At 41.5% G+C, this 24,838-nt stretch carries 19 protein-coding genes; 2 read left to right on the forward strand and 17 right to left on the reverse strand.

Annotated elements, in window-relative coordinates; translation table 11 throughout:
- Positions 1-4 precede the first annotated feature (4 nt).
- The 5 genes from BMX34_RS05370 to metG all read right to left on the reverse strand — a co-directional run bounded on the left by BMX34_RS05370 (position 5) and on the right by metG (position 5,135).
- Positions 5-676 (reverse strand): hypothetical protein, encoded by a 672-nt coding sequence (locus BMX34_RS05370; RefSeq protein ID WP_092571609.1) that lies wholly within the window; start codon positions 674-676, stop codon positions 5-7.
- Positions 677-787: 111 nt separating this feature from the next.
- Positions 788-1,684 carry a 16S rRNA (adenine(1518)-N(6)/adenine(1519)-N(6))-dimethyltransferase RsmA gene (gene rsmA / locus BMX34_RS05375; protein ID WP_092571611.1) on the reverse strand — a complete coding sequence of 299 codons (897 nt, stop codon included), beginning with the start codon at positions 1,682-1,684 and terminating at the stop codon, positions 788-790.
- Entirely contained in the window at positions 1,659-2,246 is a 588-nt protein-coding gene (gene rnmV, locus BMX34_RS05380; RefSeq protein ID WP_234971679.1) for a ribonuclease M5, read from the reverse strand. Before rnmV ends, rsmA begins: the two co-directional genes overlap by 26 nt.
- Positions 2,243-3,028: a TatD family hydrolase gene (locus tag BMX34_RS05385; protein WP_092571613.1), complete on the reverse strand. Its 786-nt coding sequence runs from the start codon at positions 3,026-3,028 to the stop codon at positions 2,243-2,245. Before BMX34_RS05385 ends, rnmV begins: the two co-directional genes overlap by 4 nt.
- A gap of 64 nt (positions 3,029-3,092) precedes the next feature.
- Positions 3,093-5,135, reverse strand: a complete 2,043-nt coding sequence (gene metG, locus BMX34_RS05390; RefSeq protein ID WP_092571615.1) for a methionine--tRNA ligase — start codon at positions 5,133-5,135, stop codon at positions 3,093-3,095.
- Between the two features lie 107 nt (positions 5,136-5,242).
- On the opposite strand from metG, the gene BMX34_RS05395 reads away from it, so the two are divergent.
- The gene (locus BMX34_RS05395; RefSeq protein WP_092571617.1) at positions 5,243-6,415 is read left to right on the forward strand and encodes an iron-containing alcohol dehydrogenase; all 1,173 of its coding nucleotides are present in this window, start codon (positions 5,243-5,245) and stop codon (positions 6,413-6,415) included.
- Between the two features lie 78 nt (positions 6,416-6,493).
- Here BMX34_RS05395 and BMX34_RS05400 read toward each other — a convergent pair whose 3' ends face one another.
- From BMX34_RS05400 to BMX34_RS05455, 12 genes are all read right to left on the reverse strand, one after another.
- A complete protein-coding gene (locus BMX34_RS05400; RefSeq protein ID WP_092571619.1) occupies positions 6,494-7,567 on the reverse strand; it encodes a hypothetical protein in 1,074 nt (357 codons plus the stop codon).
- Complete coding sequence (locus tag BMX34_RS05405; protein ID WP_092571620.1) at positions 7,557-10,031, reverse strand: PEP/pyruvate-binding domain-containing protein; 2,475 nt, start codon at positions 10,029-10,031, stop codon at positions 7,557-7,559. The genes BMX34_RS05400 and BMX34_RS05405 overlap by 11 nt, the downstream gene beginning before the upstream one ends.
- Positions 10,031-10,930 carry a UbiA prenyltransferase family protein gene (locus tag BMX34_RS05410; RefSeq protein WP_092571622.1) on the reverse strand — a complete coding sequence of 300 codons (900 nt, stop codon included), beginning with the start codon at positions 10,928-10,930 and terminating at the stop codon, positions 10,031-10,033. Before BMX34_RS05410 ends, BMX34_RS05405 begins: the two co-directional genes overlap by 1 nt.
- Positions 10,923-11,789, reverse strand: a complete 867-nt coding sequence (locus BMX34_RS05415; RefSeq protein WP_092571624.1) for a phosphatidylserine decarboxylase — start codon at positions 11,787-11,789, stop codon at positions 10,923-10,925. Before BMX34_RS05415 ends, BMX34_RS05410 begins: the two co-directional genes overlap by 8 nt.
- Positions 11,786-12,394, reverse strand: a complete 609-nt coding sequence (locus BMX34_RS05420) for a CDP-alcohol phosphatidyltransferase family protein (RefSeq protein WP_092571626.1) — start codon at positions 12,392-12,394, stop codon at positions 11,786-11,788. Before BMX34_RS05420 ends, BMX34_RS05415 begins: the two co-directional genes overlap by 4 nt.
- Complete coding sequence (locus BMX34_RS05425; protein WP_092571628.1) at positions 12,394-14,877, reverse strand: PEP/pyruvate-binding domain-containing protein; 2,484 nt, start codon at positions 14,875-14,877, stop codon at positions 12,394-12,396. Before BMX34_RS05425 ends, BMX34_RS05420 begins: the two co-directional genes overlap by 1 nt.
- Positions 14,878-14,892: 15 nt before the next feature.
- Positions 14,893-15,486, reverse strand: a complete 594-nt coding sequence (locus tag BMX34_RS05430; protein WP_092571630.1) for a CDP-archaeol synthase — start codon at positions 15,484-15,486, stop codon at positions 14,893-14,895.
- 253 nt (positions 15,487-15,739) lie between these two features.
- Complete coding sequence (locus BMX34_RS05435) at positions 15,740-16,882, reverse strand: mannitol-1-phosphate 5-dehydrogenase (protein WP_092571632.1); 1,143 nt, start codon at positions 16,880-16,882, stop codon at positions 15,740-15,742.
- A complete protein-coding gene (locus tag BMX34_RS05440) occupies positions 16,882-17,325 on the reverse strand; it encodes a PTS mannitol transporter subunit IIA (RefSeq protein WP_092571634.1) in 444 nt (147 codons plus the stop codon). Before BMX34_RS05440 ends, BMX34_RS05435 begins: the two co-directional genes overlap by 1 nt.
- Positions 17,326-17,348: 23 nt before the next feature.
- Positions 17,349-19,430 (reverse strand): BglG family transcription antiterminator, encoded by a 2,082-nt coding sequence (locus BMX34_RS05445; protein ID WP_159428857.1) that lies wholly within the window; start codon positions 19,428-19,430, stop codon positions 17,349-17,351.
- A gap of 28 nt (positions 19,431-19,458) precedes the next feature.
- On the reverse strand, positions 19,459-21,192 hold the full coding sequence (locus BMX34_RS05450; protein ID WP_092571639.1) for a PTS mannitol transporter subunit IIBC: 1,734 nt from the start codon (positions 21,190-21,192) through the stop codon (positions 19,459-19,461).
- A 435-nt stretch (positions 21,193-21,627) separates the two neighbouring features.
- The gene (locus BMX34_RS05455) at positions 21,628-23,244 is read right to left on the reverse strand and encodes a C40 family peptidase (RefSeq protein WP_092571641.1); all 1,617 of its coding nucleotides are present in this window, start codon (positions 23,242-23,244) and stop codon (positions 21,628-21,630) included.
- Positions 23,245-23,506: 262 nt separating this feature from the next.
- Here BMX34_RS05455 and tyrS point away from each other — a divergent pair, with 262 nt between their 5' ends.
- Positions 23,507-24,757 (forward strand): tyrosine--tRNA ligase, encoded by a 1,251-nt coding sequence (gene tyrS, locus BMX34_RS05460; RefSeq protein ID WP_092571643.1) that lies wholly within the window; start codon positions 23,507-23,509, stop codon positions 24,755-24,757.
- Positions 24,758-24,838 lie beyond the last annotated feature (81 nt).

Genomic DNA, 24,838 nt, shown 5'->3' on the forward strand with positions numbered 1-24,838 from the left:
TCTTTTATTGATAAGCAGCCAGTTGACTTTGAATCAATAGGTCACCATCTTCCATTTCGACCTGAATCAAACCAATCTTAGGCGCGTAATAATAACGCATTACTGGTTCACTTTCTTCTGCACTTTCAATCAGTAAAACATCATAGTACATCTGGTCGAGCACTTCTACTTGTTGCAGAATTCCTACCACCACCATCGGCCAATCTTGACCATAACTTTGGTAGAACTCAGTCCCTGGTTCTAGACTGGACGGAATAATCCTCTTGATTAAGTCATCTTGAGTATCCGCATGATCCCGATAATCCGTATTTGTAGCTGTTTCATCATTGAAATTTGCTAACTCTACCACGCCTTCAGAACCAATTTCCATTACAAAATCAATGAGACTGCCAGAAATTTGACGATATTGGTATCGATTTTCTTGATTGAGTTCAAAGATCCGTTGCACTTGATAGGTCGCAAATTCATTGCCGGTCCCCTGATAGTCATAATGGTCATACCAGAGAAAAGGCGCATAATCTGCTGGACTGTAAGGAGCATCAATCACTAAACCTGATTTGGGATCGACTTGAATATCGGGACGCTTGATAATTTCGGCAGAAACTTGTGGTACAGCCAACAAAGTCAACAATAACCCAAGAATCAAATATTTTCTCTTCGCCGATTGTTTATTCATTGTCTTCCTCCTTTTATCATTTCAACCATTTCCTACTACCTTCATTATAAGGGATGACAGCATAAAATTCGATAAAAAACAGCCCTCAACAATGAAAGGGCTGGATATCTGTTAAGTCAGCGCTTCAGCTTGGACCTGTTGATATTGTATAAAAAGTCGAATAAATTCTGCCAAATCAAGTGACTCGGCGCGACGATTACTAGCAATTTGACTTTGGTCGAAAATTTTCTGCCACTGATCTATGCTCAAATCTTGGTCAGCCGGATAGTTCTTCAAATTATTCCACAAAGTCTTACGACGTTGGCTAAAAGCCGCCTTCACGAAATGCTCAAAGGCCAAACGTTGTTCCCCAGGAACACTGGGCTCGCTTTTGCGTTTAAGAACCAAGACAGCCGAATCGACATTCGGGCGTGGAATAAAGACCGTTTTAGGAACGGTAAAGGCCAGCTCAGCCTGCATTTGATTTTGAATCGCTAAAGATAAGGATCCATAGGCCTTGGTCCCCACTGCCGCCGTCATCCGCTCAGCGACTTCCTTCTGCATCATCATTATCAGCCGGTCAAAAGGGAGATTCGCCTGAATTAAATGCATAATAATCGGGGTGGTAATATAATAAGGCAGATTGGCGCAGACCACTAAATCTTCCGCCTGAGCCAGTTCCGCATAAGCTTCCGCTTGAAAATCAACATTTAGAATATCTTGATGAATGACTTTCACATTATCATAGTCAGCCAAGGTCTCACTTAATATGTCAACAAATCGTTGGTCAATTTCAAAGGCATAGACTTGCTTAGCAGTCTGAGCTAAGAACTCAGTCAAGGCGCCGATGCCAGGACCAATTTCTATGACCGTAGTGTGTTGATTAATTCGGCCCACTGCTAGCATTTTGTCTAATATATTGCTGTCAATCAAGAAATTCTGTCCCAGACTTTTCTTCATCTGGATATCATATTCTTTCATCAAACTAGCAGTTCGGGCTGGATTAGCAATTGGTAGTTGCTTGGTCATCGGTAGCCTCCTTCATAAATCTTTCCAATTCTGATAGTTGAATATTATATTGGGCCAAGCGTTTTTGCAATTGTTTGCCATTTAAATGGCCCAAATTAAAATGTTGTGCTACCCGCTGGCGGTAGCGACGAGCCTGAGGATGGCCGACTAATTTCAACCGCATCAACTCGCTCATAGGTATGCGATCTAAATCGTTAGCCAGTTGGGGGGTCATCACCTTGGCTAAAGCTGAACGTATATCTGCTGCTTGTGCATGTTCGATCCCTAGACTGCAGCCTGGTCTTTGGGCGCGCGCTTGGTCTTGGCTTAGATAAGCATGCCTCGCTTCGGGCACCGCCTCTTGAATCAAACGTCGAATGCGCTCCCCTTGATAATCCGGATCAGTAAAGACGATAATGCCACTTGCTTCTGCTGCCCGCACAATTTGCTGTAGGGTCTGTCGACTGAGGGCAGAACCATTGGTTTCTATGGTCTTAATTTGCGGTCCATAGGTCTGGATTAGCCGCTGACTGTCATCGCGACCTTCAACCACAATAACTTCCTGGGGAATCTCATTCATCATGATCTTCCTCCAGGGAACCATTTAAATAAGTCAAAAGCATTCTGAGTCGTTAACTGAGCCAAAGTTTCCAATTCTATGCCCCGGACTTGGCTAAGAAGTTCTGCGGTGTAACGTACATAGGCCGGCTGATTCTCTTTGCCTCGTTTAGGCACTGGAGCCAAATATGGGGCATCGGTTTCGATTAATAAACGATTGTCGGGCACAATCTTGGCAGCTTCTCGAACTTCTATCGTTTTCTTGAAAGTTACGACCCCACTGAAGGAAATATGCATGCCTAAATCTAAGAAACGTTGAGCCCATTCGGCATCTTCGCCAAAACTGTGCATAATCCCTCCGGCTGCTGGCAAGCCTTCGTCCCGCAAAATCCGGTAACAATCTTCGGTCGCATCCCGATTATGGATGGTAATAGGCAGATGGAGGTTCTTGGCTAGAGCAATTTGACGACGAAAGGCCCGTTCTTGTTCAGATTTCGTCGCCGTATCCCAGTAATAATCCAAGCCGATTTCTCCCAGCATCTGTACTTTATCCCGACTTAAGACTTCTTCCAAATAAGTCTCGACTTGCCGATTATAGCTAGCGGCTTCAGTTGGATGCCAACCGCATACGCTGATAATATTGGCATATTCCTGACTCAATTCTAAGCTCTTCTCAATAGTCGGTTGATCGAATCCAACCACAGCCAGATATGCGACACCGGCCTCTTGAGCGGCCGCAACGATTTCAGCTTCTCGACCAGCAAACTGATCTGCATTCAAATGAGTATGTGTATCGAATAACTTCATCTTAACTCCTTTCTAAGGGCAAAAGACCCAACCTCTTGACATTGAAGAGATTAGGTCTTTAGCATTAACCAATCAAAGCGCCATTGGCGGCTTCCTGATTAGCAAAAAGCAAATGCAATACGCCATCTTTCTCAGAAGATAGTATCATTCCTTGACTCAAATAACCCATCATCTTCCGCGGTTTCAAATTAGCTACAATCACAACTTTCTTGCCAATCAGGGCTTGATAATCTGGATATTCCTTGGCAATACCTGATAAGATTTGTCGATGGATCGAATCACCGGCATCCAGACGGAAGCGTAAGAGTTTATTAGATCCTTCCACAGGAGCCACATCAATGACTTCAGCCACCCGCATTTCAACTTGAATAAACTGGTCAAAGTTAATTTCAGGCGTTTCTTCAACCAGAAATTCAATGTCTTCAGGATGCCAATCTGGATCAGTCACGCTAGTTGTTGACGAATCGGTCTTCTCTTGAGATGGACTCATCACTTCTTTAATAAAGGCTACTTCTTCATCCACTTCCAAGCGAGGGAAGATAGGCTCACCTTTAGCCACCACTTGGCTATTAGCTGGGAATTCACCCCAATGTAACTGGGTGAATAATAAATCTTCTTGCTGAGTTAGACCTAATTGATGGAAAATCTTGGCCGGTGTGTGAATCATGAATGGACGTAATAGATGACTCACGATCCGTAAAGCTTCAGCTAAGTGGAACATCACTGCATTTAATTTAGGCTGATTGGCTTCATCCTTAGCCAACACCCATGGTTCAGTTTCATCAATATATTTATTGGTTCGAGAAACCATGGTCATAACGTGATCTAAGGCCTGATTTAAAGCTAAATCTTCCATGGCTTGGTGGAATTTAGTCAAGTAAGTTTGGAAATGTTCTTCCAAAGCTTGATCAAAAGCTGTTGCTTCCATTGAAGAAAAATCCGTAGGTACTTGACCTTGGCAATAACGATTAATCATTGAAATCGTACGATTCAATAAATTACCCAAGTCATTGGCCAGCTCATAATTTAAGCGACTTACAAAATCTTCCGGTGTAAAGACCGTATCATTCCCTTGGCTTAGTTCTCGTAAAAGATAAAAACGTGTAGCATCTAAACCATAACGTTCAATCAAGGTTTCTGGATAGATGACATTGCCCTTAGATTTAGACATCTTACCATCTTTCATCACGATCCAGCCATGACCATAAATTTGTTTAGGGAGTGGCAAATCTAAAGCCATCAGCAGAATTGGCCAATAAATCATGTGGAATCGTGTAATATCCTTTCCAATCACATGAACATTCGCCGGCCAGAATTTATCAAACAGGGCCGTATCCGCTGAACCATAGCCTAAGGCGGTAATATAGTTGGCTAAGGCATCAATCCAAACATAGATGACATGTTTAGGGTTGGATTTGACCGGCACACCCCAAGAAAAAGTAGTCCGCGTCAAGGCCAGATCTTCTAAACCAGGCTTAATGAAATTATTTACTAACTCATTCTTACGAAAGGCCGGCTTAATAAAGTCGGGATGTGATTCATAATAGGCTAACAAGCGATCCGCATAATTCGAAAGTTTAAAGAAATAGCATTCTTCTTTCACTAATTCAACTTGATGGCCCGATGGCGCGATTCCGCCGGTAACTTTACCATTTTCATCCTTAAAAACTTCTACTAACTGGGTTTCGGTAAAATACTCTTCATCAGAAACTGAGTACCAGCCTTCATATTCGCCCAAATAGATATCACCTTGGGCTAACAGTCGTTCAAAAATGTCCTGTACAGCTTGTTCATGATAATCATCGGTCGTCCGAATGAAATAGTCATTGGTGATTTCTAAGGTCTGCCAGAGTTTCTGGATTTTTTCGGCCATTTGATCCACATAGGCTTGAGGATGAATCCCTAATTCTTCAGCCTTGTGTTGAATTTTTAAGCCGTGCTCATCAGTACCCGTTAGGAAAAAAACTTCCTTGCCTAATAAGCGATGATAACGGGCCAGGGCATCGCTGGCCAAGGTTGAATAAGAATTTCCAATATGTAAACGGCCACTGGGGTAATAAATAGGGGTCGTAATATAGAATGTTTCTTGAGTTGATTGATTCGTCACAAATGAGTGCCTCCCTTATCGCAATAATTCTTTTAATAGTATAACACAATTACTGATATTTCTAGTTAAATCAGGTAAAATTAATGATAAGAGAAGGAGGATTTTTAATGGCAATTCATAACTTTAATTTCTATAATCCAACACGGATTCTATTTGGTCAGGGTCAAATTGAGAAAATTGATAAATACATCCCCAAACAAGCAAAAATTCTGATTACTTATGGTGGTGGCAGTGTCAAACGCTTTGGCACTTTGGCCAAAGTCTTGACGGCGCTTGGCGATCGACAATATGCAGAATTTGGCGGTATTGAGCCTAATCCAGTCTATGAAACCTTAATGAAAGCGGTCGACAAAATTAAAAAAGAAGGCTTTGATTATATCTTAGCCGTCGGCGGAGGCTCAGTCATTGATGGTACTAAATTCATTGCCGCAGCAGCCAAATTCCCGGGAGATCCCATTAATATCTTTGCTAAAGGGGTGGGACAAGGTCAAGCCATTCAAGAAGCCTTGCCATTTGCCAGTGTCTTAACCCTACCTGCTACCGCATCTGAGATGAACTCTGGCGGTGTCATTACCTTTAAAGAGAAACAAGCGAAATTATCTTTCGGCAGTCCCTATACTTTCCCGCAGTTCTCGGTCTTAGATCCGGAATTAACTTATACGCTTCCACAACGTCAACTTAATAATGGAATTTGTGATGCCTTTGTCCATGTCCTGGAAGCCTATTTAACCCAACCCATTGAAGCTATGATTCAAGATGGTTGGAGCGAGACCGCCCTACGGACCTTAATTAAACTCAGCCCACAAATTAAAGAAGGCCATAACGATTATGCGGTCCGAGCCAACTTTATGTGGACCTGTACCCAAGCCTTGAATGGTTTTATGAGTCCTGGAGTCCCTGAAGACTGGTCAACCCATAATCTCGGTCATGAAATCACTGCCTTTAACGGTACCGACCATGCCAAGACCTTAACTCCGATTATTCTAGCTACAATGAAAGTCCGTAAAGACGAAAAGTTTGCCAAAATTGTTCAATACGCTGAGAATGTTTGGCAGATTCAGGCTGGTGATGATGAGGCTAAATATCAGGCAGCGATTCAAGCCACCGAAGATTTCTTCAAATCGGTCGATATGCCGGTTAGATTGGCTGAAATTGGTGTTAACGCTGAAGACATTGATTATTTAGTCCAACAATTAGAACGCCATCAAATGACTGCACTGGGTGAAAATCGAAGCCAAACGCTAGAAATTTCTCGTCAAATTTATCAAACCGCCCTATAAAATTTTGCAATAATAAATGCCGTGAATAAAGCTCGAAGAAATGGAAGTCCATCTCTTCGAGCTTTAAGTCTTTTCAGATTAATTATTGGCTAATTCTTTGCGAAAAAGTGCATAATGAGTCTGATGCTCTATCATCTTACCGAGATAGTTTTCTGAAACCTTCCCTTGATGGATCAGTGCACCGATGGACCGAATGTGTTTGTCTTGAAATTGCTTAACCAAAGGATAGACCAAAGCTGAACCCAATCCCAAATAAGCGGGATCTACTCCTAAATACATCATAATATATTCCTTGGCCCAATATTTCCGTTGTAGGATTTGTAACAGGCGAAATAGATTCAATTCTTGATCTAATAAATGACCATAATTGGGAATCGCAATCATAAAACCGACCAAACGATCTTGATCAAAAGCCAGCTGGACCCGACTAAAATTCAATACTTTCTTTAATGGATCAAATAGCTGGATGAAAGTTTCTTGGTCAATCTCTTCAAAATAAGGAAAGTCTCGATATAATTCAGTCAATAATCGATACATCTGCTGAAGATCCACCGACCAATGGTGTCGGTTGACCGAGCGAAAGTTAATCCCCAAAGCCTTAAAATGCTGATAACGCTGTTCTAATTTGCGGGCCTGAAAGTTCTTGGCCGGAGCCGGATAAGTATTTGATAGATAGGTCTCGATCTGTTCAAATCCGGCTGCCCGCCATAATTCGGGATAATAGGATAGATTATGGGGTTCACCGGTAAAAGCTGGTAGATCAAATCGATCGATTTTCATTCGATAGCCTAACCAGAAACTAGCATCAATCGGGCCAACCAAGGTTTGATAACCCAAGGCTTGAGCTTCAGCTGCTAAGTGATCCATTAAATATCGCAGCGCTTCTTTTTGATTCACCCCTTCAAAAAAGCCTAAATATGCTTCCTTTCTTTGGGGGTACAAGGTTAAGGCAGCGCGCATAATGGCTTGTTGGTCTTGATAAAGAAGGTATGCCTTGAAGTCAAATTGTGAACTTAAAGGATGACTTTGCTGGAGTAATTGTCGAATCAGTTCAGCTCGGGGACGCCGTTGACTGGGCGGATAGAGTGGGTTGACTAAATTAATAAAATCACTGGCGGTTTGATCCGCTAGCTTGACTCCTTTAATCTCCATCAAGATCCCCTTCTTTCATGATTTGAATCTGACCATGGTTTCCATCTAACTCGACCCACTGGTTATTCACTAACACATCCATCGCTTGGTTGACATTGACCACAGCTGGAATCTTCAATTCACGCGAGATAATCGCGGTATGAGAGAGTAGCGACCCCTGCTCAGCAATAATGCCTTTAGCTTGCATCAAGAGAAAGACCCAACCTGGGTCGGTCATTTTACAGACAATAATCTTATCTTTGACCGCTTCAATCGGAATTTGTTGGACATCCTCAATCCGAATAATCTGACCCCGTACCCGACCGGGTGAACTCGCAATGCCATAGAGCCAATCTGTTTGATGCTGGTCTCCTCTAACCGGCAGATACTCATGAGGATTCTTCTCAAAAATTTGCTCTGAGAAGATTAAGCGCGAATAAGCAGGTAGATTACGATCTAAATCAAATTTCTCGCGCCGAACGGCCACAATTTTTGTCAGATCTGTCAGATTATGTGGGAATTCATCCGCCATAATTTCTGTCATCGTTAAGTAAAAAATATCATCTACCTGAGTTAATAAATCTTGCTCGACCAATCGCTGACCTAGACTACGGAAAATAGACCGGGTCATGCCATACAGTCGGGTCCGATTTAAGCGCGAGCTTTCTCGATGCCGAATCCCTAACTTGGCCTGTCGAATTAGAAAACGATCATAAGGATTTCTAACTTCACTAAATAAATTGTTGTTGGGTCCAGTAACGGTCGATGTTAACTGTGAATCTTTGAGTAAAGCTTGTAACAGCGTCAATAATTTAATCGGATGACTTCGAAAGGTATGGGTTTCTAGTTTCAATTCCTCGGGGACCCGGTCGCCATACCTTTCTATATAGTCTTGAATTAACCGACCTGCAGGTTGATCTGTCTTTTCCAGAAGATCACTTGCTAGATTATCAGACCGAATCCAAGCCTCCACTTGATCTTCAGCACCATATTCCTTAAGTGATGTCACAAGTTGGTTCAAAGCTCGAGTGGGTTTCATACTGTCAATCTGATCGATCCCGGCAATTTGACCAAGTTGACCTATGCGTTTCTTCACTAAGCCGGTAAAAATAAAGGCATATAGGTCATTTATCAAGGTCAAATCCCACTGCTCCAGTACCCTAACTTGTAATTCTTGAAATAAGTCCTTTAATTCTTCCATCGATAAATCTGAACGGAAATTTTCTCGATAATATTGTTCCAGACTTTGAAAATCTTGATCAAGCTCGGTCATACGTTGATCATTATGTTTTAAGGCCTTGATCAATTGCCAACCTACCTTTATTCGCTGCCATAAAGATATTTTTATGGGTTGGTCAGGAAGCTGACGTTGACGAATTCCCAACATATCTTGCCAGATGGGAATTAGCCAACTGGCCCCAGGCAATAACCTTAATAGATGATAGAAGTTATCCAGCCGGTAATAAATGCGACTGTTGACCGATACGACCATGTTGCTAAAGCAAGCTTGGTAGACTGCTAACAAATCTTCCCGCCCTTGAACGAGTCGTCGTCCCAATCCTTCAAAGACTTTGTAATAGGCAATATCCCTTATAAAACTATAGGTCAAGGGGCTGGTAAGACCTGGATACGATTCTACGATATTCGCATTATCCAAAATATACCTAGGTTCTGGGCTAAGCTGAGTAATCGGTCGAGCTTGAAGAAGCCAAATCTGATCATTTGCCAGGGCAAACTCAATATCCATCGCCTGTTGGTAATGGCTTTGGATACGGGTGGCTAGCTCTTGTAATTTCTGTAAGACTTGCCGGCTTAAATGGGCAGCAGATCCTGATTGGCTGGTCAAGATGATTTCATCCTGGGGATGAATGGAATAGGTGGTCACTGCTACTTTATCTTCGACAACCTGGTTTCCTAGGCCCGCTCCCACTACCAGCAGATGTTCATTCAATAAGCCGCGGGGATTGGCGGTAAAATATATTCCTGAATACTCTGCTGCTACCATCTCTTGAATTATGATATAGGGTTCCAAATCGGCCAAACTCAATTCATTATATGATAAATAAGCGAGAACTTCTGGTTGATAGAAGGAAGCAACGACCTGATTAACCGCCTGGGCTAAATCCCGACCAGCAACATTCAACAGACTGGTAAATTGGCCGGCAAAGGAATGTTGAGGACCATCTTCGATACTCGCCGAAGAGCGAACACTATAAAGACCGTCTGGCTTAAACTGATCCAAAATTGAGGTCGCTTCTCTTTGAAGAAACTGGCAAATGAAATCAGGAATTGAGTCCGCTGGGTCTTTCGAATGAATTACCTTGGCTTGCCAAGCTTCGACAGCTGCTTGATAGGCAGGGTCTTTAGTAAATTCAAAAGCTAAAGTACTAAATGGTGGGACAGGTAAATCTAAGACTTGAAGTCGGGCCAAGTTACCCGCCTTACCCGACAAAGCCAATTGCTCTGCGGAAGTAAGTAAACGCATCAAATCGCTCCCTTCAACAGATAGAAGAAGACGGAAAGCACCATAATTGCTTCAGTAATCATGGTGTAGCGTTCGACTTTGTCAATCAATTTAAAAGTAGAGGGATTCTGCAAATATTTCTCAAAAAGCCAGACCATCCAAATTACATTGATAGCCAAAGCAAGCACGCCCCATTTTGAAATTTGCCAAAGCAAGATAAAATTCGTACAAATATCGATGAGCGTTAAGGTACGGACAAAACGCGTCACCCGTTGATAACCAAATAGTTTGGAATAAGTCACATAGGCTGTCTCATCTTCGGGCGCCCGAATCTTCCGGGCAATCTCCCAAATAAGACTAGGGAAATACATGGTAAAGGCCAATAGAATCGTGGTCCAATTGAAAGCAGATAAATGATATTTAATACAAACAAAACTTAGCACATAAATATTTAAAATCATCATCACTGGATTGTGGGTCACCAGTGCCATCGGTAGTGAATTCTGAATCTGAGCCTTATGAAAGAACCATAACGACATAGCTAAGCCATAGGCATACAAGACCAAGAAGAAAACTAAATTATTCATATACAACAGGTTCAAAAGAAAAGAAGTGCTCACCACCAGGCTTAATAAGACGGCCAAATCAACTTTCTTTACCCGACCTGACGGTAAGGGACGCTGAGGAAACAGGCGCAAATCGGTTTCGTAATCCTTGAAATCATCAGCGATCCGCAAAATTAATAAAAAAGAAAAAATTGTATAAGCCCCGACAAATTCTTGACCATTTATTTGAAATTGAGTGATTCCCCGATTTAAAAGCAAGACAAAATATATTTCAAAAAAATAAATAATCGCTACTAAACTACGAGATCCTAAAGGATACATTTCTTTCAAGTAAATTTGCCAGCGTTTAATCATCGATAATACCGATCCTTTCCCCCATTCTCACCTGGGTTTCAATGCCTTGTTGTGACCATTCAAGAATATCTGCATCAATCTTAAGCGAGCTCGCCGGATAGAGCACGATAATAGATGAACCACCTAATTTAAAATACCCTTTCTCTTGTCCTCGTTGGGCCAGGTCTCGTGGATGATTGATAATTCGTCCGACAGTCAAAGCACCAATCTCCATCTGCCAGATAGGTCCTAACTTGGACTGATGAATCTTACAAACAGACCGTTGGTTTTCGATAAATACAGGGCTGTGGCGATGACCGAGATCTCGAATGGTATGGAGAGAACCCGGAATATCTGATTGATCACTCATCGGACCCGATTCGGCAAAAAGATAATGATGATTATCTTCCATAGCCAAGCGATATAAGAACAAGTAACCCCCATGGTAAAGTGACCAATCTGTTTGCTGTGGAAATAATTCAGCTAAAGCATAAGTCCGTCCCTTGACTTCGATAGTCATTTGGGACTCAAGCGGATAGACCAACAACTTCCCATCTGTCACAGCCATGATTTCTGGTTCGAGACACCGCGGCCGGCTGGAAGGCAGGTAAGAACGCTCGAAAAAGGCAGCAAAATGAGCAAAGTCCTGCTCGGTAAATTCTTCTGGCTGCAATTGGTATTTCTGGATAAAGTGTTGAATTTTCTTCCGCGAGCTGGGTAAGTAATCTTTCCAAGTCCATAACTTACTAAATAGGCGAGATTTAATGATGGGCAACAAGAAAGACGCGATGCCAGGCGAATAGAGTCTGGCCAATAAGTCTGCTTGATAAGCGTGTTCCATTACCAACTCCCGCCGCCGACGATCAAAATAATAGGTCATGACACCCACCCCAGACCTAAATAGACCAAAACAGCCAAGATTAGATAAAAAACATAGGCCTTTTTACCAGGTTTGGCCACTTTAAACCTGCTGACGTGCAAGATAGCTAGTAACAAAGCCCCCATTGCTAGAACCATTGGCCAAACTGAAGGGGCCAACATTGCCGTCAATAAATAGGTACAAGGATAGATTAAGCCGGCATAGGCAGCCGGTAGACCGATAAAATAGGCTAGCGGCTGATCAGCTTGGTCTTCAATCTGCTGGAAATAGGCAAGGCGAGTCGTTACTGAGAGTAAAGTCAGCCCACTTAAAACTAAACGGAGAAGCAAAGATAGCTTACTCGCTAATAAAAGTACTACCGGCACAAAGGCAAAATTGACCATATCGGACAAGGTATCAATTTGCTGGCCATATTTTTCCTGCAGCGCAGTTCGCTCAAAACTCCGAGCCAGTCGGCCATCGAATAGATCGCAGAGGGTGGCCAGAATATACCATTGTAAGCCACTAGCCAGGTCTCCATTTAAAGTCTGGTACATACAAAGTAAGGAGAAAATTTGGCCTAAGTAAGTTAACCAAACAAAAGGCCCATATTCACCAATAAACATTAAACTCCCTCCCTTTTCTGCATCAATTGGATACTTCCACTTAAGCCGTCCATAGCAATCCAATCTCCGGTTTGTAATAAACTCGTAATCCCTTTGGCACTGACAATCACCGGCAATTGATATTCACGGGCCATAATCGCCCCATGAGACAAAATCCCCCCTGTCTCGGTAATAATTCCCCTTAATTGGGAAAAGATATGAACCCAGCCCGTATCCAAAAAAGGGGTAACTAGAATTTCATTGGCTTCAATCTGATCTAGATCAGTTAGCTGCTCAATCACTCTAACTCGGCCTTGAACATAACCTTGATTCGCACCCACACCGCTCAGTCCTTCGTTTTCAGTAAATGAGCCTGCTAACGGTGTTGTCCAAGGATAGAGTTCTAAGGGGGCTGAGTAGCTGGCAAAAGATCGCACATAGGCCTTGGCCGAATCCACCTCATCTCTTAGGTCAGGAGTCTCCCTATGGAGATAGCGCCGAATCGAGACATGATCTAAATAGAAAATATCCTCTACTTGATCCAAATCATCTTGACGAGTGGCATACTCACCCACCCTGAGAGCTAGTTGGCGAATCAGATGATAGTAACGAGTCGATAGATCTTTGTATTCTTCGCGCAACCATAACAAATCTCGCAAATGCTTGAGCAGTCTCCGTTCCAAAGGATTTAGTGAATGAATCATCGCCGAATTATGCTTGAGAGAATATGGTTCTGGCTCTGGCTTTGATGTTCTTTGTAAATTTTTCTGGATGGCTTGAATAATTGGCAAAGGATCTTCCATGAAACTAGGAATTTGTAAATTCAGTTCGCGTAAAGAATGATAACCGTAAGTCTTCAAGAACTGATCTAATAATTTTTGACTAGGGCCAAGCTGCTGCTGACGATAGTCTTGATTTAACGCTTGAGCCGATGAACTCAACCATTTGGCCTGCTCGCTTGGATCTTGAGCGATGGTTTGAGTTAAGTGGTCAAGGGCTCGATCGAGACGTCGGTGAGATAAATTTGCTAGATCTGAAATTAGGGCAAAAAACTCAGACTCCGTTAATTTTCGATAGAGAATTTTTTTAAGATAGGGGAATTGAACTGTGTTCAAAAAGACCCGCTGGAAGTAGGCTTCCTCTGACTGCCGATAAGCTTGGTCAACCAATTGTTGCCAGAGTAGTTTGAGCTCATCTCGTTCTAGTCGGGCATTGGTTGGCTTGAACTTGTTTTCAAATGCTTGGGCACTTGTACTTAGCTGTGCTAAGAAAGTGGGAGCCTCTTTTCGCTTCTTGCGATCAGTTAATATAAAGCGAAACAATCTCTGGCTTAATTCAGTTGACCTAGTCCAACCGAAGGGTTGTAGAAAGCCCAGTCCTTTATAATGTTTCGGTACTCCTAATTCATCATCGAATTCGGCTTCTACATAGCCGGGCACTTGGGCCATGCATGACTTGACTAAGCCTAAATTCCAGTAAATTCGACCAAAATGATAACAAATTAGAGCTGGCAAGGGTTGATTCTGCCACAATCCTTGATCTAAGACAAAATTGCCCAAGGATTGTGACCAAGTATCCCGATATAAGGACCAGATTAAGGGCGTCGCCACTTGAGCTGAGACTCCACCGTCGCGAAAGTTAGTTGTCGTCCAACGTTGATCGTCAATCTGCAAAGGTGGCTGACTAATCGATCTGACTTGTAACAGAAAAATCTGCTCTCCTTTCCCACAAAGCTCAATGTCAATCGGATAAGCATAAAATTGGCGCAATTGATCCACTATCTGCCAGATATTGTTCAAAACTCGTTGAGATAAGAGAGAGCTGCTAGGCGAATGCGTCAAATCTTGCTGAACCTGATAGGTGAATCGCTGGGGTTCTGCCTGTCCAGCGACTAGGGCCGCACCCTCCCCTTCTACCACTTCTAAGACAAATTCTTGATCCGCTCCCGTTGAAGGATTCAAAGAGAATGCGACACCACTCCAATCCGCCTCAATTTGCTCTTGAATTAGTAAGGCAAATTGAAAACGCGTTTGTTGAAGGCGGTGGCGTTGGTAATAGCTCTGAACGGCCGGCGTAAAAATTGACACGATAGCATCTTTCATAGCCATTAACAAATCGGTCAAATTTCGACAATGAGCGACCGATTCGAATAATCCAGCATGGGCATATTCTTTTGAGTCCTCCAAACTTCCACTAGAACGAACAATATATACTTTTCCTGGCTGCCACATGTCGTCTCCTAATTTGGTCTCTAGCTGTATATGAAGCGCTGACAGGAGAGCTTGGTGATTGATCCCCTTTTGGCCATAGGCCATGATTTGTTCAAAGGTCAGCAAATCTTGTTCTTCAACTTGGAAGGTCTTTGCCAAGACTGTCTTGACTTGGTCGGCATCAAAGATATAAGCAGGAGGAACTTGATAGCCTAATTGAATCAATTGGATTAATTGACTAATTTTGTTGCCATATCTAGCCTGGGCTGTTGCTTGATGTAAAGTTGCTAGCATTTGTTCTCCTCCTAACTAATAAGGATTCGCTCTTAAATGAAATCGATATAGGCATTGGTTGACAAAGATATGGGTAAAGAAACCGAGACCAATGATGCCCAATGCCTCTGGCCAAGAAATCCGAGTTACAAGACAAGAAAAGAAGACGATGCCAATTAGCGAATCAATTTGATCCAAGACAAAGAAAGGCCAGAACCAATCAGAACGGGCATGCTTTCCTGGGGGAATCTGCAGACGGCGCTTTAGAAAACTATTCGGAAGTTCAAAGAGGACATAGGCAAAGCCGAGCAAGCCACCTAGCAGTAAATTATAGGATAATCGATTAAACTGATAGCGATAATAGAGATTTAAAGACTCTGCCAAAGGTAGATAGGCTAGTAAAGCGCCCCACAACCCTTGACAAAGCGCAGTTATAACCATCATGCCAATAAAGCCCTTGTAAGTCTTATTGCGACCAAAAATCGGTTCTTGATCCCAAAAATTCCGACTCCCATCTAGCGGTCGATTTAATTGCTTAAACAGCGGAGACTTACAAAAAGCCATGTTTAGACTCGCACCTATAATGACAGGTAACATTGAAATATATAAACTGATGATCCATCTAAACATGAGCCGACCCCTATCTTTATGATTTCTATCATTATATTAAAGTCAACGATGATTAGCCAAGAATTAACCTCAGTAGGTTCCAAACACTCTTAACCTAACGAGTAAAACAGTCGCAAATAAATAATCATTATAAAGACCCAATTCGCACCTCTTCCTAAGTTGAGCAGAGAAGTCAATAATCATGGTCTTTATAATGATTGGCAGTAAATCTATTTAACAGGTAAGTATCTATTTGTCGTCCTGTTTAATACGATTAGTGAATTTCTTGATAACGTGAAAGAATTTGATTTATTAAATCAACATCCTTTAAACCTGTAATATTTTCAATAGCTGATTGAATACCCTGTTCCTGGATTTGGGTCAACATCTCAACACTTTGAGTATCTTGCGGATCATCATAGCTAAGAATGCTGGCGATTACAGTTAAAAGTTGGTCATATGGGAGTCCGCGTTCTTTCAGTTCACGGAGCGGACGAATGAAGCGTTCATCATAGCCCAACTTCCGCATCGGTGTCCGACCTACCCGACTAATTTCATCAGAAATATGTGGATTTTGGAAGCGCTGGATTATCTTTTGAATATACGCTTGATGCTGGTCTGAATCAAAGCCCCATTTAGCCACCAGGAGTGCTCCAGTTTCTTGAAGAACTTCCTGCAAATATTGACGAATCGCTGGATTCTGCATGGCTTGACTAATTGTTTCATAACCTGCCTTTTTACCTAAATAGGCGACGGTAGCGTGTCCTGTATTCACTGAGAATAATTTCCGTTCAATATATGGTAATAAATCTTCTACGTAAAGGACTCCTTCCAGACGGATGTTGGAATGCATTTGGGTTTGGTCAATAATCCATTCTTTAAAAGGCTCTACGCTTACCTTTAATGGATCTTCATGGTGTTGTATAGGTACGATACGATCTACGGCCGCATTTGGGAAACCAATATATTGACTTACATATTGTTTGGCCTCTGAACTAAGATAAGGTAAAACTTGGTCTTTTAAGAATCCTGATCCGTTAATCATATTCTCACAGGCGATAATGTCCAGAGCCTGCGTCTTTCCTGCTTTCATCCGTGCTTCTATCCCTTTCGCGATTAATTCGGCAATATGAGGTAAAATGTTCGGACCGATAGCCGTAGTCACAATATCAGCTTCTTTCAGAGCTTCAACCACTTCTTTGGGATGCTCACCATTATTAATTCCAGAAACCTGATTAACTTGAAGGGGGATTGCATGGTCTTGGGCGTAGTCTACCTCATATTCCTGTCTGCTTTGTAGCGCTTCAATGATTCTTGAATCAATATCGACAAAATCAATCGAAAAATCATTCTTAAATAGAACTTCTCCAATAAAACCTCGACCAATATTACCTGCCCCAAAGTGTACTGCTTGCATTATAAGTCCACTCCTTCAATTAATTGAATAATTTCTGCCTTATCTTTAGCATTAACCAACTTGACGACATTATCTAATTCAGAACAGAGAACAGCAATCTTTGAAAGTAATTCTAAATGCTCGTCACCAACTCCGGCGATGCCAAAGATCATCATCGCCATTTTCTCCTCATTGGGATTCTCTGAGAAATCCACCCCAAAAGGGACTTGGATCACGGAGATGCCAGTAGATCGAACATGCTTCTTAGCTTCATCGGTTCCGTGAGGAATGGCAACAAAGTTTCCCATGTGGGTGCTGACAATCTGCTCACGCTCCAGCATGGCCTCAATATATTCAGGGCTCACAGATCCAGATTCTACTAAGAGTTCACCCGCTCGCCGAATAGCTTTATTCTTATCGTTGAACGTCTGATTCAATTCAATATTATGTTCATTTAAGTTCATGCTATCTTCCCTCCTTAATTGATTTATTCAAATTCTTTGATTCGTTCTAAGAATACTTGCTTCATCATTGCTTTGATTTCTGCTTCACTTCCCTGATTGTAAGTGCGTAAATACTGATCCGTTTCAATAATTGATTGACTAATATGTCCTAAAAGTTTCTGCCCCAACTCTGAGATTGAATCTGGCCCGATTAAAATCAACATCCGTTTTAACGTAAGAGCTTGGCCATCCATTCCTGTGATGGTAAAAGGTTGATCTAATTCATAAATTCCAAAATATGCTTGATTGACCTGATGACTCAAACAATGAAACAAAGCCAGTTCACTGCCCGGAATGCCAATCGGTGCTAACTGATAGCGTTCCAGTAAAGATTGGGCGACCATTTGCGGATCTTGAATAATATTATTATCCAATGATTGCAAGATGAACAAAAGGCTGGCTTGAAGATTTGCTTTCTGCTCTATCTTTCTTAATTCAAAAGAGGTGGTTAAATCATGGGCCATGGTTAAATAAGTATAGACTTGATCAAATAACAAGCTATTTTGTTTAAATATCTTTGCTTTATGCGGTTTAGCAGACGAACTTTCGATTTCAGCTAAAGTACTTTTAATGTTTTTAATCTCTCCATCCAATAGTAATGGCGAAACAAGCATATATTTCCTTGGAAAATCTGGCAACTGAATGGTCGAGACAATTAAATCATAGGCCTCAAGATTAAACTGGCTTAACTGAGATATCTTAGCAATTTGGATCTGACCAACTTGGGGAATCATGCGCTCGATTCGTCGCTCCAATATTTGTGAAGAACCGATGCCACTTGAACAAACCACCAGAATGGTATGCTCTAGTCTGTGCTCTGCCATTCGATCGATAGAAGCAGCAAAATGAAGCAAGATATAAGCCAGCTCCTCCTTAGATAAAGAATGACGATCCTTCCCTGGCTCACGAAAGAAAATTTGAGCAAAATGGTTTTCAATGACTGAAAAAATTTCCGGATACTGTCCAACAACCTTCAAGAGCACCGAATTATCAATCTTCTGCAGAAGCCCACTGGGACGGTTTAAGGAAGCCTGAATATGGGCCAATAAATCTTGAAATAAACGCGAATCAGCAGGGAAATCAATCTCGCTTTGTTTAGCAACCTGTTGGATAAATTCTTTGACCTGAAAAGTCAATTGAGAATCAAAATTCTGATTAAAAAGATTGATATCTTTTCTATAATTAACCCCGGCTAATAGACGGGCAAAGAAATGTCGTTCGTTCAAGGCAATGGATTGACCTATTTGTAAAGAAATTGATCCATAAATTTGATGAGACAATTTAATTAAATCTTTATCAATCCCCCTGATAGAAACCTGATCATTGATTTGATGATCTTTCTTAATTCGGTCAATCGATAAAGCTAACATCACCAATATATATTGCAACTGATTATCGTTGACTAAGTCAAAACGCTGGATAGCCTCTTGAGCCAAAGTTTCTTTAGCAATCAACCATGATGCTGGCTCAATCATTTGCAGAACATAATGATTTATAGATCTTCCTTTGTTTTCTGATAAATTCTCCAGGTGATTAAAAAACTCTGACTCAGAAACCCCATTATAAATTAGGGAGCCAGCAACTTGTCGAAGCACTTTCTCCTTGTCCGGAGCCAGCAAACCAACAGCTGGTTGACGAAATATTTCCAAGTTGTAAGAGGCTAAAGCATTACTAATCGTTTCCAAATCTTTGCTAGCAGTCCCATAACTCACTTGGAATTCATCGGCCAAGGCTTCAATCGTCTGCACACCTTGACTCAAGAGGACGGTCAAAGCCATCGCTTGCTGACGTTCTTGAATATCAATCCAAAGTCCTTGTGATTGGTCAATCCACCGATCCACCATAGTCATTTGAGCTGGATTTTTAAAAATTAGCTGATAACCTTGATCTTTAGGTTTGATGAGTTGAATCTCTTCTCTAGCCAAGCTTGCTTGCAAAGAGGCCAATTCACGGTAAACAGTTCGACGACTTACCTTGAGAATCTTTTGTAAATCCGCAACTGTTAAGCCATGATCAAGATGACGCAGATTTTTTAAAATAAGTTGTTCTCTAACTGTCAGCTCCATGATCATCCACCCCTGATTTGCTATTTATTTATAGTATAGCATCATAATTTTCTTCATCTAATAAATCATCCCAAATAAGTAGGGTCGCTTGTGGGAATCGCTCTTGTAAGCTGTCTTTTAATTCAGGGTTGGTTATCAAAACATCCTCATTACTAGTCGTTAATTGATCTAATGCAATAGCCTGAGCCGAAGCTAAGTGTCCGTTCGCTCGCTGTTTATTTCTAAACTGAGAAGCGGCCATCGTCGTTTGTCCCACAATATCTTGATAAACAAAGTATACTTTTTTGTTGGTAATATTCATTTTTGAAACAGTTTCTTCTTCTGAGGCCGGTGCTTGACTTTTATCTTTACCGATCATTTCGCTTAGTAATTGATCGTACCGTTCTCCATCTAAGAAATTACCAACCGATACGTGTTCAGCTTTAGGTGCTTGCCGACGAGCCCGATCGGTTAATTCTTCCTGGGTAATCACTAAAGTTCCTGGCTGATCTTGTAACTGACTAATCGCCACATTAGTAATAGGTAAGTCAATCTGCATGCTCTTGGCTTTCTTTCGTAATAAGGAAGCACCCATTGCACTCGATCCCATTCCAGCATCACAGGCAAAGATAATGCGATCAATCTTGGCCAAAGCTGGAGCAGCATCTCCACTTACTAGGCTGACTTGTCCCTTAGATTGGCGTTTGGCAGCGGCAACTTGATCCTGCACGGCTTCTAAATTATCTTCCGTATTTCTATCGAGTTTAAGCACCATGGCAGCTACCATAAAGGATACCAAGGCGGCAGCTAGAACCCCCATAAGAACAGATAAGTGGGCGCCTTTAGCAGACATCCCCATAATTGCAATAATTGAACCAGGTGAGGCTGGAGAAGTTAAGGCGGCGCCTAATAATTGGAAAACAAAAGTTCCTGTTACCCCGCCGGCAATTACCGCTAAGAACAACATAGGTTTCATCATGACATAAGGGAAGTAAATTTCATGGATCCCACCTAAGAAATGAATAATCATTGCTCCGATCGATGATGATTTTGCTGATCCTTTACTAAAAATAAAGTAAGCCAACAAGACTCCTAGACCAGGGCCAGGGTTTGCTTCTAAGAGATAGATTACTGACTTGCCCAAGCTTTCCGCTTGTTGAGTACCGATTGGTGTTAAAATACCATGGTTTATCGCATTATTTAGAAAAAGTATCTTAGCAGGTTCAATAAAAATATTAGCTAAAGGCAAGATGCCCGCATTGATAATCGTTTGAACCCCTGCTGCTAGAAAGTTTGTTACCCCAGAAACTACGGGTCCGATGGCATAAAAACCTAAAACGGCTAAGAAGAAACCTAAAAGGCCAGAACTAAAATTATTAATCAACATTTCAAATCCAGAAGGGATTTTGCCATCCATGGCTTGGTCAAATTTCTTAATGAACCAACCCCCTAAAGGTCCCATCATCATAGCACCGATAAACATTGGTGTATCCCCCGCACCGGCAATCACACCCATGGTAGCAATTGCTCCGACTACCCCCCCGCGCTGTTGATAAACGATGCTACCACCAGTGAAGCCGATTAATAAGGGAAGTAAATATTGTTGCATCGGACCCACCATGGAGCTTAATGCTTCATTAGGTAAATAGCCGTCAGGGATAACCAAGGCGGTTAAGACACCCCAGGCAATAAATCCACCAATATTAGGCATAACCATACTACTTAAATAAGAACCTAATTTCTGAATGCCTGACTTCCAGGCGACATTATTTTGTCTTTCCATGCTACTGCCTCCATTCTTTTTCTTACTTTAATAGTAGTCAAATGTCAAAGCGCTTTCAACAGATTGAAATAACAACTTTGGCACATTACCTGTGCCAAAATTAGAAATGGTATGACTATCGAGTTGCACCTAGCATAAATACTCAAAAGTTGGCTTCAATTTTTTTAAGAGTCATCAGAACTATCCAATATACAGGCCATTTAATCATCGATGAGAAAATTTTATATTGAAACATTATTTTACATCTATAGTTACAACATAGCGTCCTTTCTGTGATTATTTCTTATTTTTAATATTTCAGACTTCTATACTTTTGGGTTAAAAAATAAGGTTGAAGGAAAAGTTCTCTTCTATCAACCCTCAATATTGTAGAAATATTAAAAAACCTTCAAGCATCGATTGATGCATTGAAGGTTTAATTTAAAAATTTATCTATTATTTAACTCGAATAGCAAATTGTGGAGTGAACCATTGTGTTGAGTTGTATTCTAATGGTGTTCCAGGTTGGGAAGCGTGGATATAGTTTCCATTTCCGGTTGCGATGGCAACGTGGTAAGTTGATCCAGGATTACCCCAGAAATATAAGTCTCCTGGTTGAGCTTCAGCAACAGAAATTCGTGTTCCTGAATATTCTTGAGCTCCGGTCCAACCACCAATATCTTTACCATAGGTTTCTTTGTAAACATATTGTACAAATCCTGAACAGTCAAATCCTGAAGGTGATTTTCCACCCCAAACATATGGTGTTCCTAAATATTTAGCTGCATTGGATAATAAATCTCCTGAAGCTGTTTGAGCGGCTTGCGCAGCTTGTTCTGCTGCTACCCGATCAGCTTCCGCTTGAGCGGCAGCCTGTTCAGCGGCGACACGTTCTGCTTCCGCTTGGGCAGCTTGTTCAGCAGCCGCACGTTCTGCTTCGGCTTGAGCAGCAGCTTGTTCAGCAGCCACCCGGTCGGCTTCAGCTTGAGCAGCTTGTTCAGCAGCAACTTGATCAGCTTCTTCTTGAGCGGTTTGATCAATAGTAATATCTCCAGCAGGGCCAGCAATAACGTTGTCAGCTTGGCTACTTTCTTCTACTTGAGCAGTTTCGCTACTTACTTCAGTTACTACTTCTGTTTCTTCAGCTTGTACTTCTGTATTTTCAACTGGAGCTTGGCTTTCAGTGACAACTTCGGTCTCAATAGTTTCAACGGATTCTTGGCCATTGCTTACTTGTTCAAGTTGAGCTTGAGCTTCGGCTTCAGCTTGAGCCGCTGCTTGCGCTTGGGCTTCTGCTTCAGCTTGGGCTTGAGCCGCAGCTATAGCTTCTGCTTCGGCTTGAGCTTGGGCCGCTGCTAAAGCAGCTTGTTGAGCTGCAATGGCTTGAGCTTCTTCGAAGGCAGCTTTTTCTTCAACTAAAGCTTGACGATTTGCTTGAGCTAAGCTGATGTCATTGGTTAATTGATTATAAACAGCTTCTTGATTAGCCATTGTTTCTTCTAGAGAAGCTTTCAATGATTCTAGGTCAATCATCTTAACTACTTTTTCTTCTTTAGCTGTCTCTACTTGGGTTTGTTTATTCTCTACAGCTTCTTTATCCGCAATTTGAACATCTAATAAATCTTTGTTTGCATCAACCATCTTACGAACTACATCAACACGACCAACAAAGTCGGATACATCTTTAGAAGAAGCAACATAATTCAAGTAATTAGCAGATCCACCTGTTACTTGTACGGCACGAGCTTGTTCTGCTAGTAGGTCTTGACGTTTGGTGATCACAACTTCTAATTCTTTGATTTGTCCTTGTAACTCAGTGATTTCTTTATCATCTTGAGATAATTCTTGTAATAAAGCGTTGGCTTTCTCATTAAGTTCGTTCGCTTCAGCGTAAGCGGCTGCCAATTCTGCATATAATTGAGCTTGTTGTTGACTTAAGCCTTCAATTTCAAGATCGGCACCATAAATTAATTGATCGTAGTCTTGAGCCATTACTGGGCTAGCAAAGGAAGATACAGCAATTGCTGAGGCAAATAATGATTTAAATACATTATTAACAAACGATTTTTTCATTAATGTCGACTCCTTTTGTCTAATCTTCATAAATATCTTATATATCTTCAATCTTTTTTCACAGGAACTCAGATAAAAATTCCAATTTAATAACATGATTAGGATATCACAAAAAATGGCTTAGGAAAGCATTTTATTCAATTCGTAGCTACATTGTAACAGTCCTGTAAAATTTTAAGAAAACTTAAAGAATACTTAAACTATTGTTATTTATTGCTTTCTTCCCTATAATATTAGTTAAAGTTAATCAAGGAGTGAGCAGATGAATATAATTGAAGAACTCATCTGGCGTGGGGCCATTAATCAACAGACAGATGAGCAAGGCCTGATTGAAGAAATCGAACAACATCCGATTACCCTGTATTGTGGCGTGGATCCAACTGGCAACTCCATGCATATTGGGCATCTTATTCCATTCATGATTCTTAAGAGATTTCAGTTGCAAGGTCATCATCCGGTTGTCGTTATCGGTGGTGCCACTGGTTCGATTGGTGACCCTTCTGGTCGAACGAGTGAAAGAACCTTGCAAACCAAGGAAGTGGTTAAAGAGAATGCCCGTCGTTTGACTGAACAAATGCAACATATTTTTGGCGATGACTTTACTATCTTAAATAATTATGATTGGACGCATGACTTAAGTCTTCTGGATTTCTTACGGGATATTGGCAAGCACTTTAATGTCAATACCATGTTAGCGAAAGACGTCGTTGCTTCTCGTTTAGAACATGGGATTTCTTTTACAGAATTCACCTATCAAATCCTCCAATCGATGGATTTCCACCATCTTTATAAGGACCATCACGTCCAATTACAAATTGGTGGAGCTGATCAATGGGGCAATATTACTGCCGGCTTGGATTATATTCGTCGGGTGGAGGGACCTGAAGCTAAAGCATTTGGCTTAACAATTCCACTAATGTTGAAGGCAGATGGAACGAAATTTGGGAAATCAGCGGGAAATGCCATCTGGCTCGATCCGGAACAAACTTCTCCTTACGAATTCTATCAATTCTGGCTCAACCAACAAGACGATGATGTAGTTAAATTCTTGAAATACTTTACTTTCCTAACGCCCGAAGAAATTGAAAATTTGGCCAAGGAAATTGAAGAACGCCCTCATCTAAGACTAGCCCAAAAACGCTTAGCCGAAGAAATAACGCGTTTTGTCCATAGTCAAGCCGCCTTAGAAGAAGCCCAAACAATTACTGAAGCACTTTTTACTGGCGATATTCAATCCTTGACTGTCGGGCAGATTGAACAAGGATTTAAGAATATGCCTCAAGCAACTACCGATCACCAAGCACACAATTTGGCCGTCTGGTTAGTTGATACCGGTATTGTATCTTCCCGCCGACAAGCTCGTGAATTTATCAATAACGGCGCTATTACGATTAACGGTCAAAAATATACTGATGTTGATTTTGAAATCAATCCTGAGATTGCTATCGGTCAAAAATACTATGTCGTTCGTCGAGGGAAAAAGAACTATACCTTAGTGACCATTAACGAATAAATAAAACGAAGTCCTAACACCTCATTGCGAAAAGGTGTCAGGACTTTTTTGATTGAAGCGACTCAATTGACCATTCAGTTT

It is taken from the genome of Ignavigranum ruoffiae (assembly GCF_900110675.1).
Classification (GTDB): Bacteria; Bacillota; Bacilli; order Lactobacillales; family Aerococcaceae; genus Ignavigranum; species Ignavigranum ruoffiae.

Coding starts and splice junctions, on each gene's coding strand:
- BMX34_RS05400 (WP_092571619.1), bottom strand. CDS start 7,567: ATGGAGATTAAAGGAGTCAAGCTAGCGGATCAAACCGCCAGTGATTTT.
- rsmA (WP_092571611.1), bottom strand. CDS start 1,684: ATGACCAAGCAACTACCAATTGCTAATCCAGCCCGAACTGCTAGTTTG.
- BMX34_RS05395 (WP_092571617.1), top strand. CDS start 5,243: ATGGCAATTCATAACTTTAATTTCTATAATCCAACACGGATTCTATTT.
- BMX34_RS05370 (WP_092571609.1), bottom strand. CDS start 676: ATGAATAAACAATCGGCGAAGAGAAAATATTTGATTCTTGGGTTATTG.
- BMX34_RS05385 (WP_092571613.1), bottom strand. CDS start 3,028: ATGAAGTTATTCGATACACATACTCATTTGAATGCAGATCAGTTTGCT.
- BMX34_RS05445 (WP_159428857.1), bottom strand. CDS start 19,430: ATGGAGCTGACAGTTAGAGAACAACTTATTTTAAAAAATCTGCGTCAT.
- BMX34_RS05420 (WP_092571626.1), bottom strand. CDS start 12,394: ATGTTTATTGGTGAATATGGGCCTTTTGTTTGGTTAACTTACTTAGGC.
- BMX34_RS05415 (WP_092571624.1), bottom strand. CDS start 11,789: ATGACCTATTATTTTGATCGTCGGCGGCGGGAGTTGGTAATGGAACAC.
- BMX34_RS05410 (WP_092571622.1), bottom strand. CDS start 10,930: ATGATTAAACGCTGGCAAATTTACTTGAAAGAAATGTATCCTTTAGGA.
- BMX34_RS05425 (WP_092571628.1), bottom strand. CDS start 14,877: ATGCTAGCAACTTTACATCAAGCAACAGCCCAGGCTAGATATGGCAAC.
- BMX34_RS05455 (WP_092571641.1), bottom strand. CDS start 23,244: ATGAAAAAATCGTTTGTTAATAATGTATTTAAATCATTATTTGCCTCA.
- BMX34_RS05405 (WP_092571620.1), bottom strand. CDS start 10,031: ATGCGTTTACTTACTTCCGCAGAGCAATTGGCTTTGTCGGGTAAGGCG.
- BMX34_RS05450 (WP_092571639.1), bottom strand. CDS start 21,192: ATGGAAAGACAAAATAATGTCGCCTGGAAGTCAGGCATTCAGAAATTA.
- BMX34_RS05430 (WP_092571630.1), bottom strand. CDS start 15,486: ATGTTTAGATGGATCATCAGTTTATATATTTCAATGTTACCTGTCATT.
- tyrS (WP_092571643.1), top strand. CDS start 23,507: ATGAATATAATTGAAGAACTCATCTGGCGTGGGGCCATTAATCAACAG.
- BMX34_RS05435 (WP_092571632.1), bottom strand. CDS start 16,882: ATGCAAGCAGTACACTTTGGGGCAGGTAATATTGGTCGAGGTTTTATT.
- BMX34_RS05440 (WP_092571634.1), bottom strand. CDS start 17,325: ATGAACTTAAATGAACATAATATTGAATTGAATCAGACGTTCAACGAT.
- rnmV (WP_234971679.1), bottom strand. CDS start 2,246: ATGATGAATGAGATTCCCCAGGAAGTTATTGTGGTTGAAGGTCGCGAT.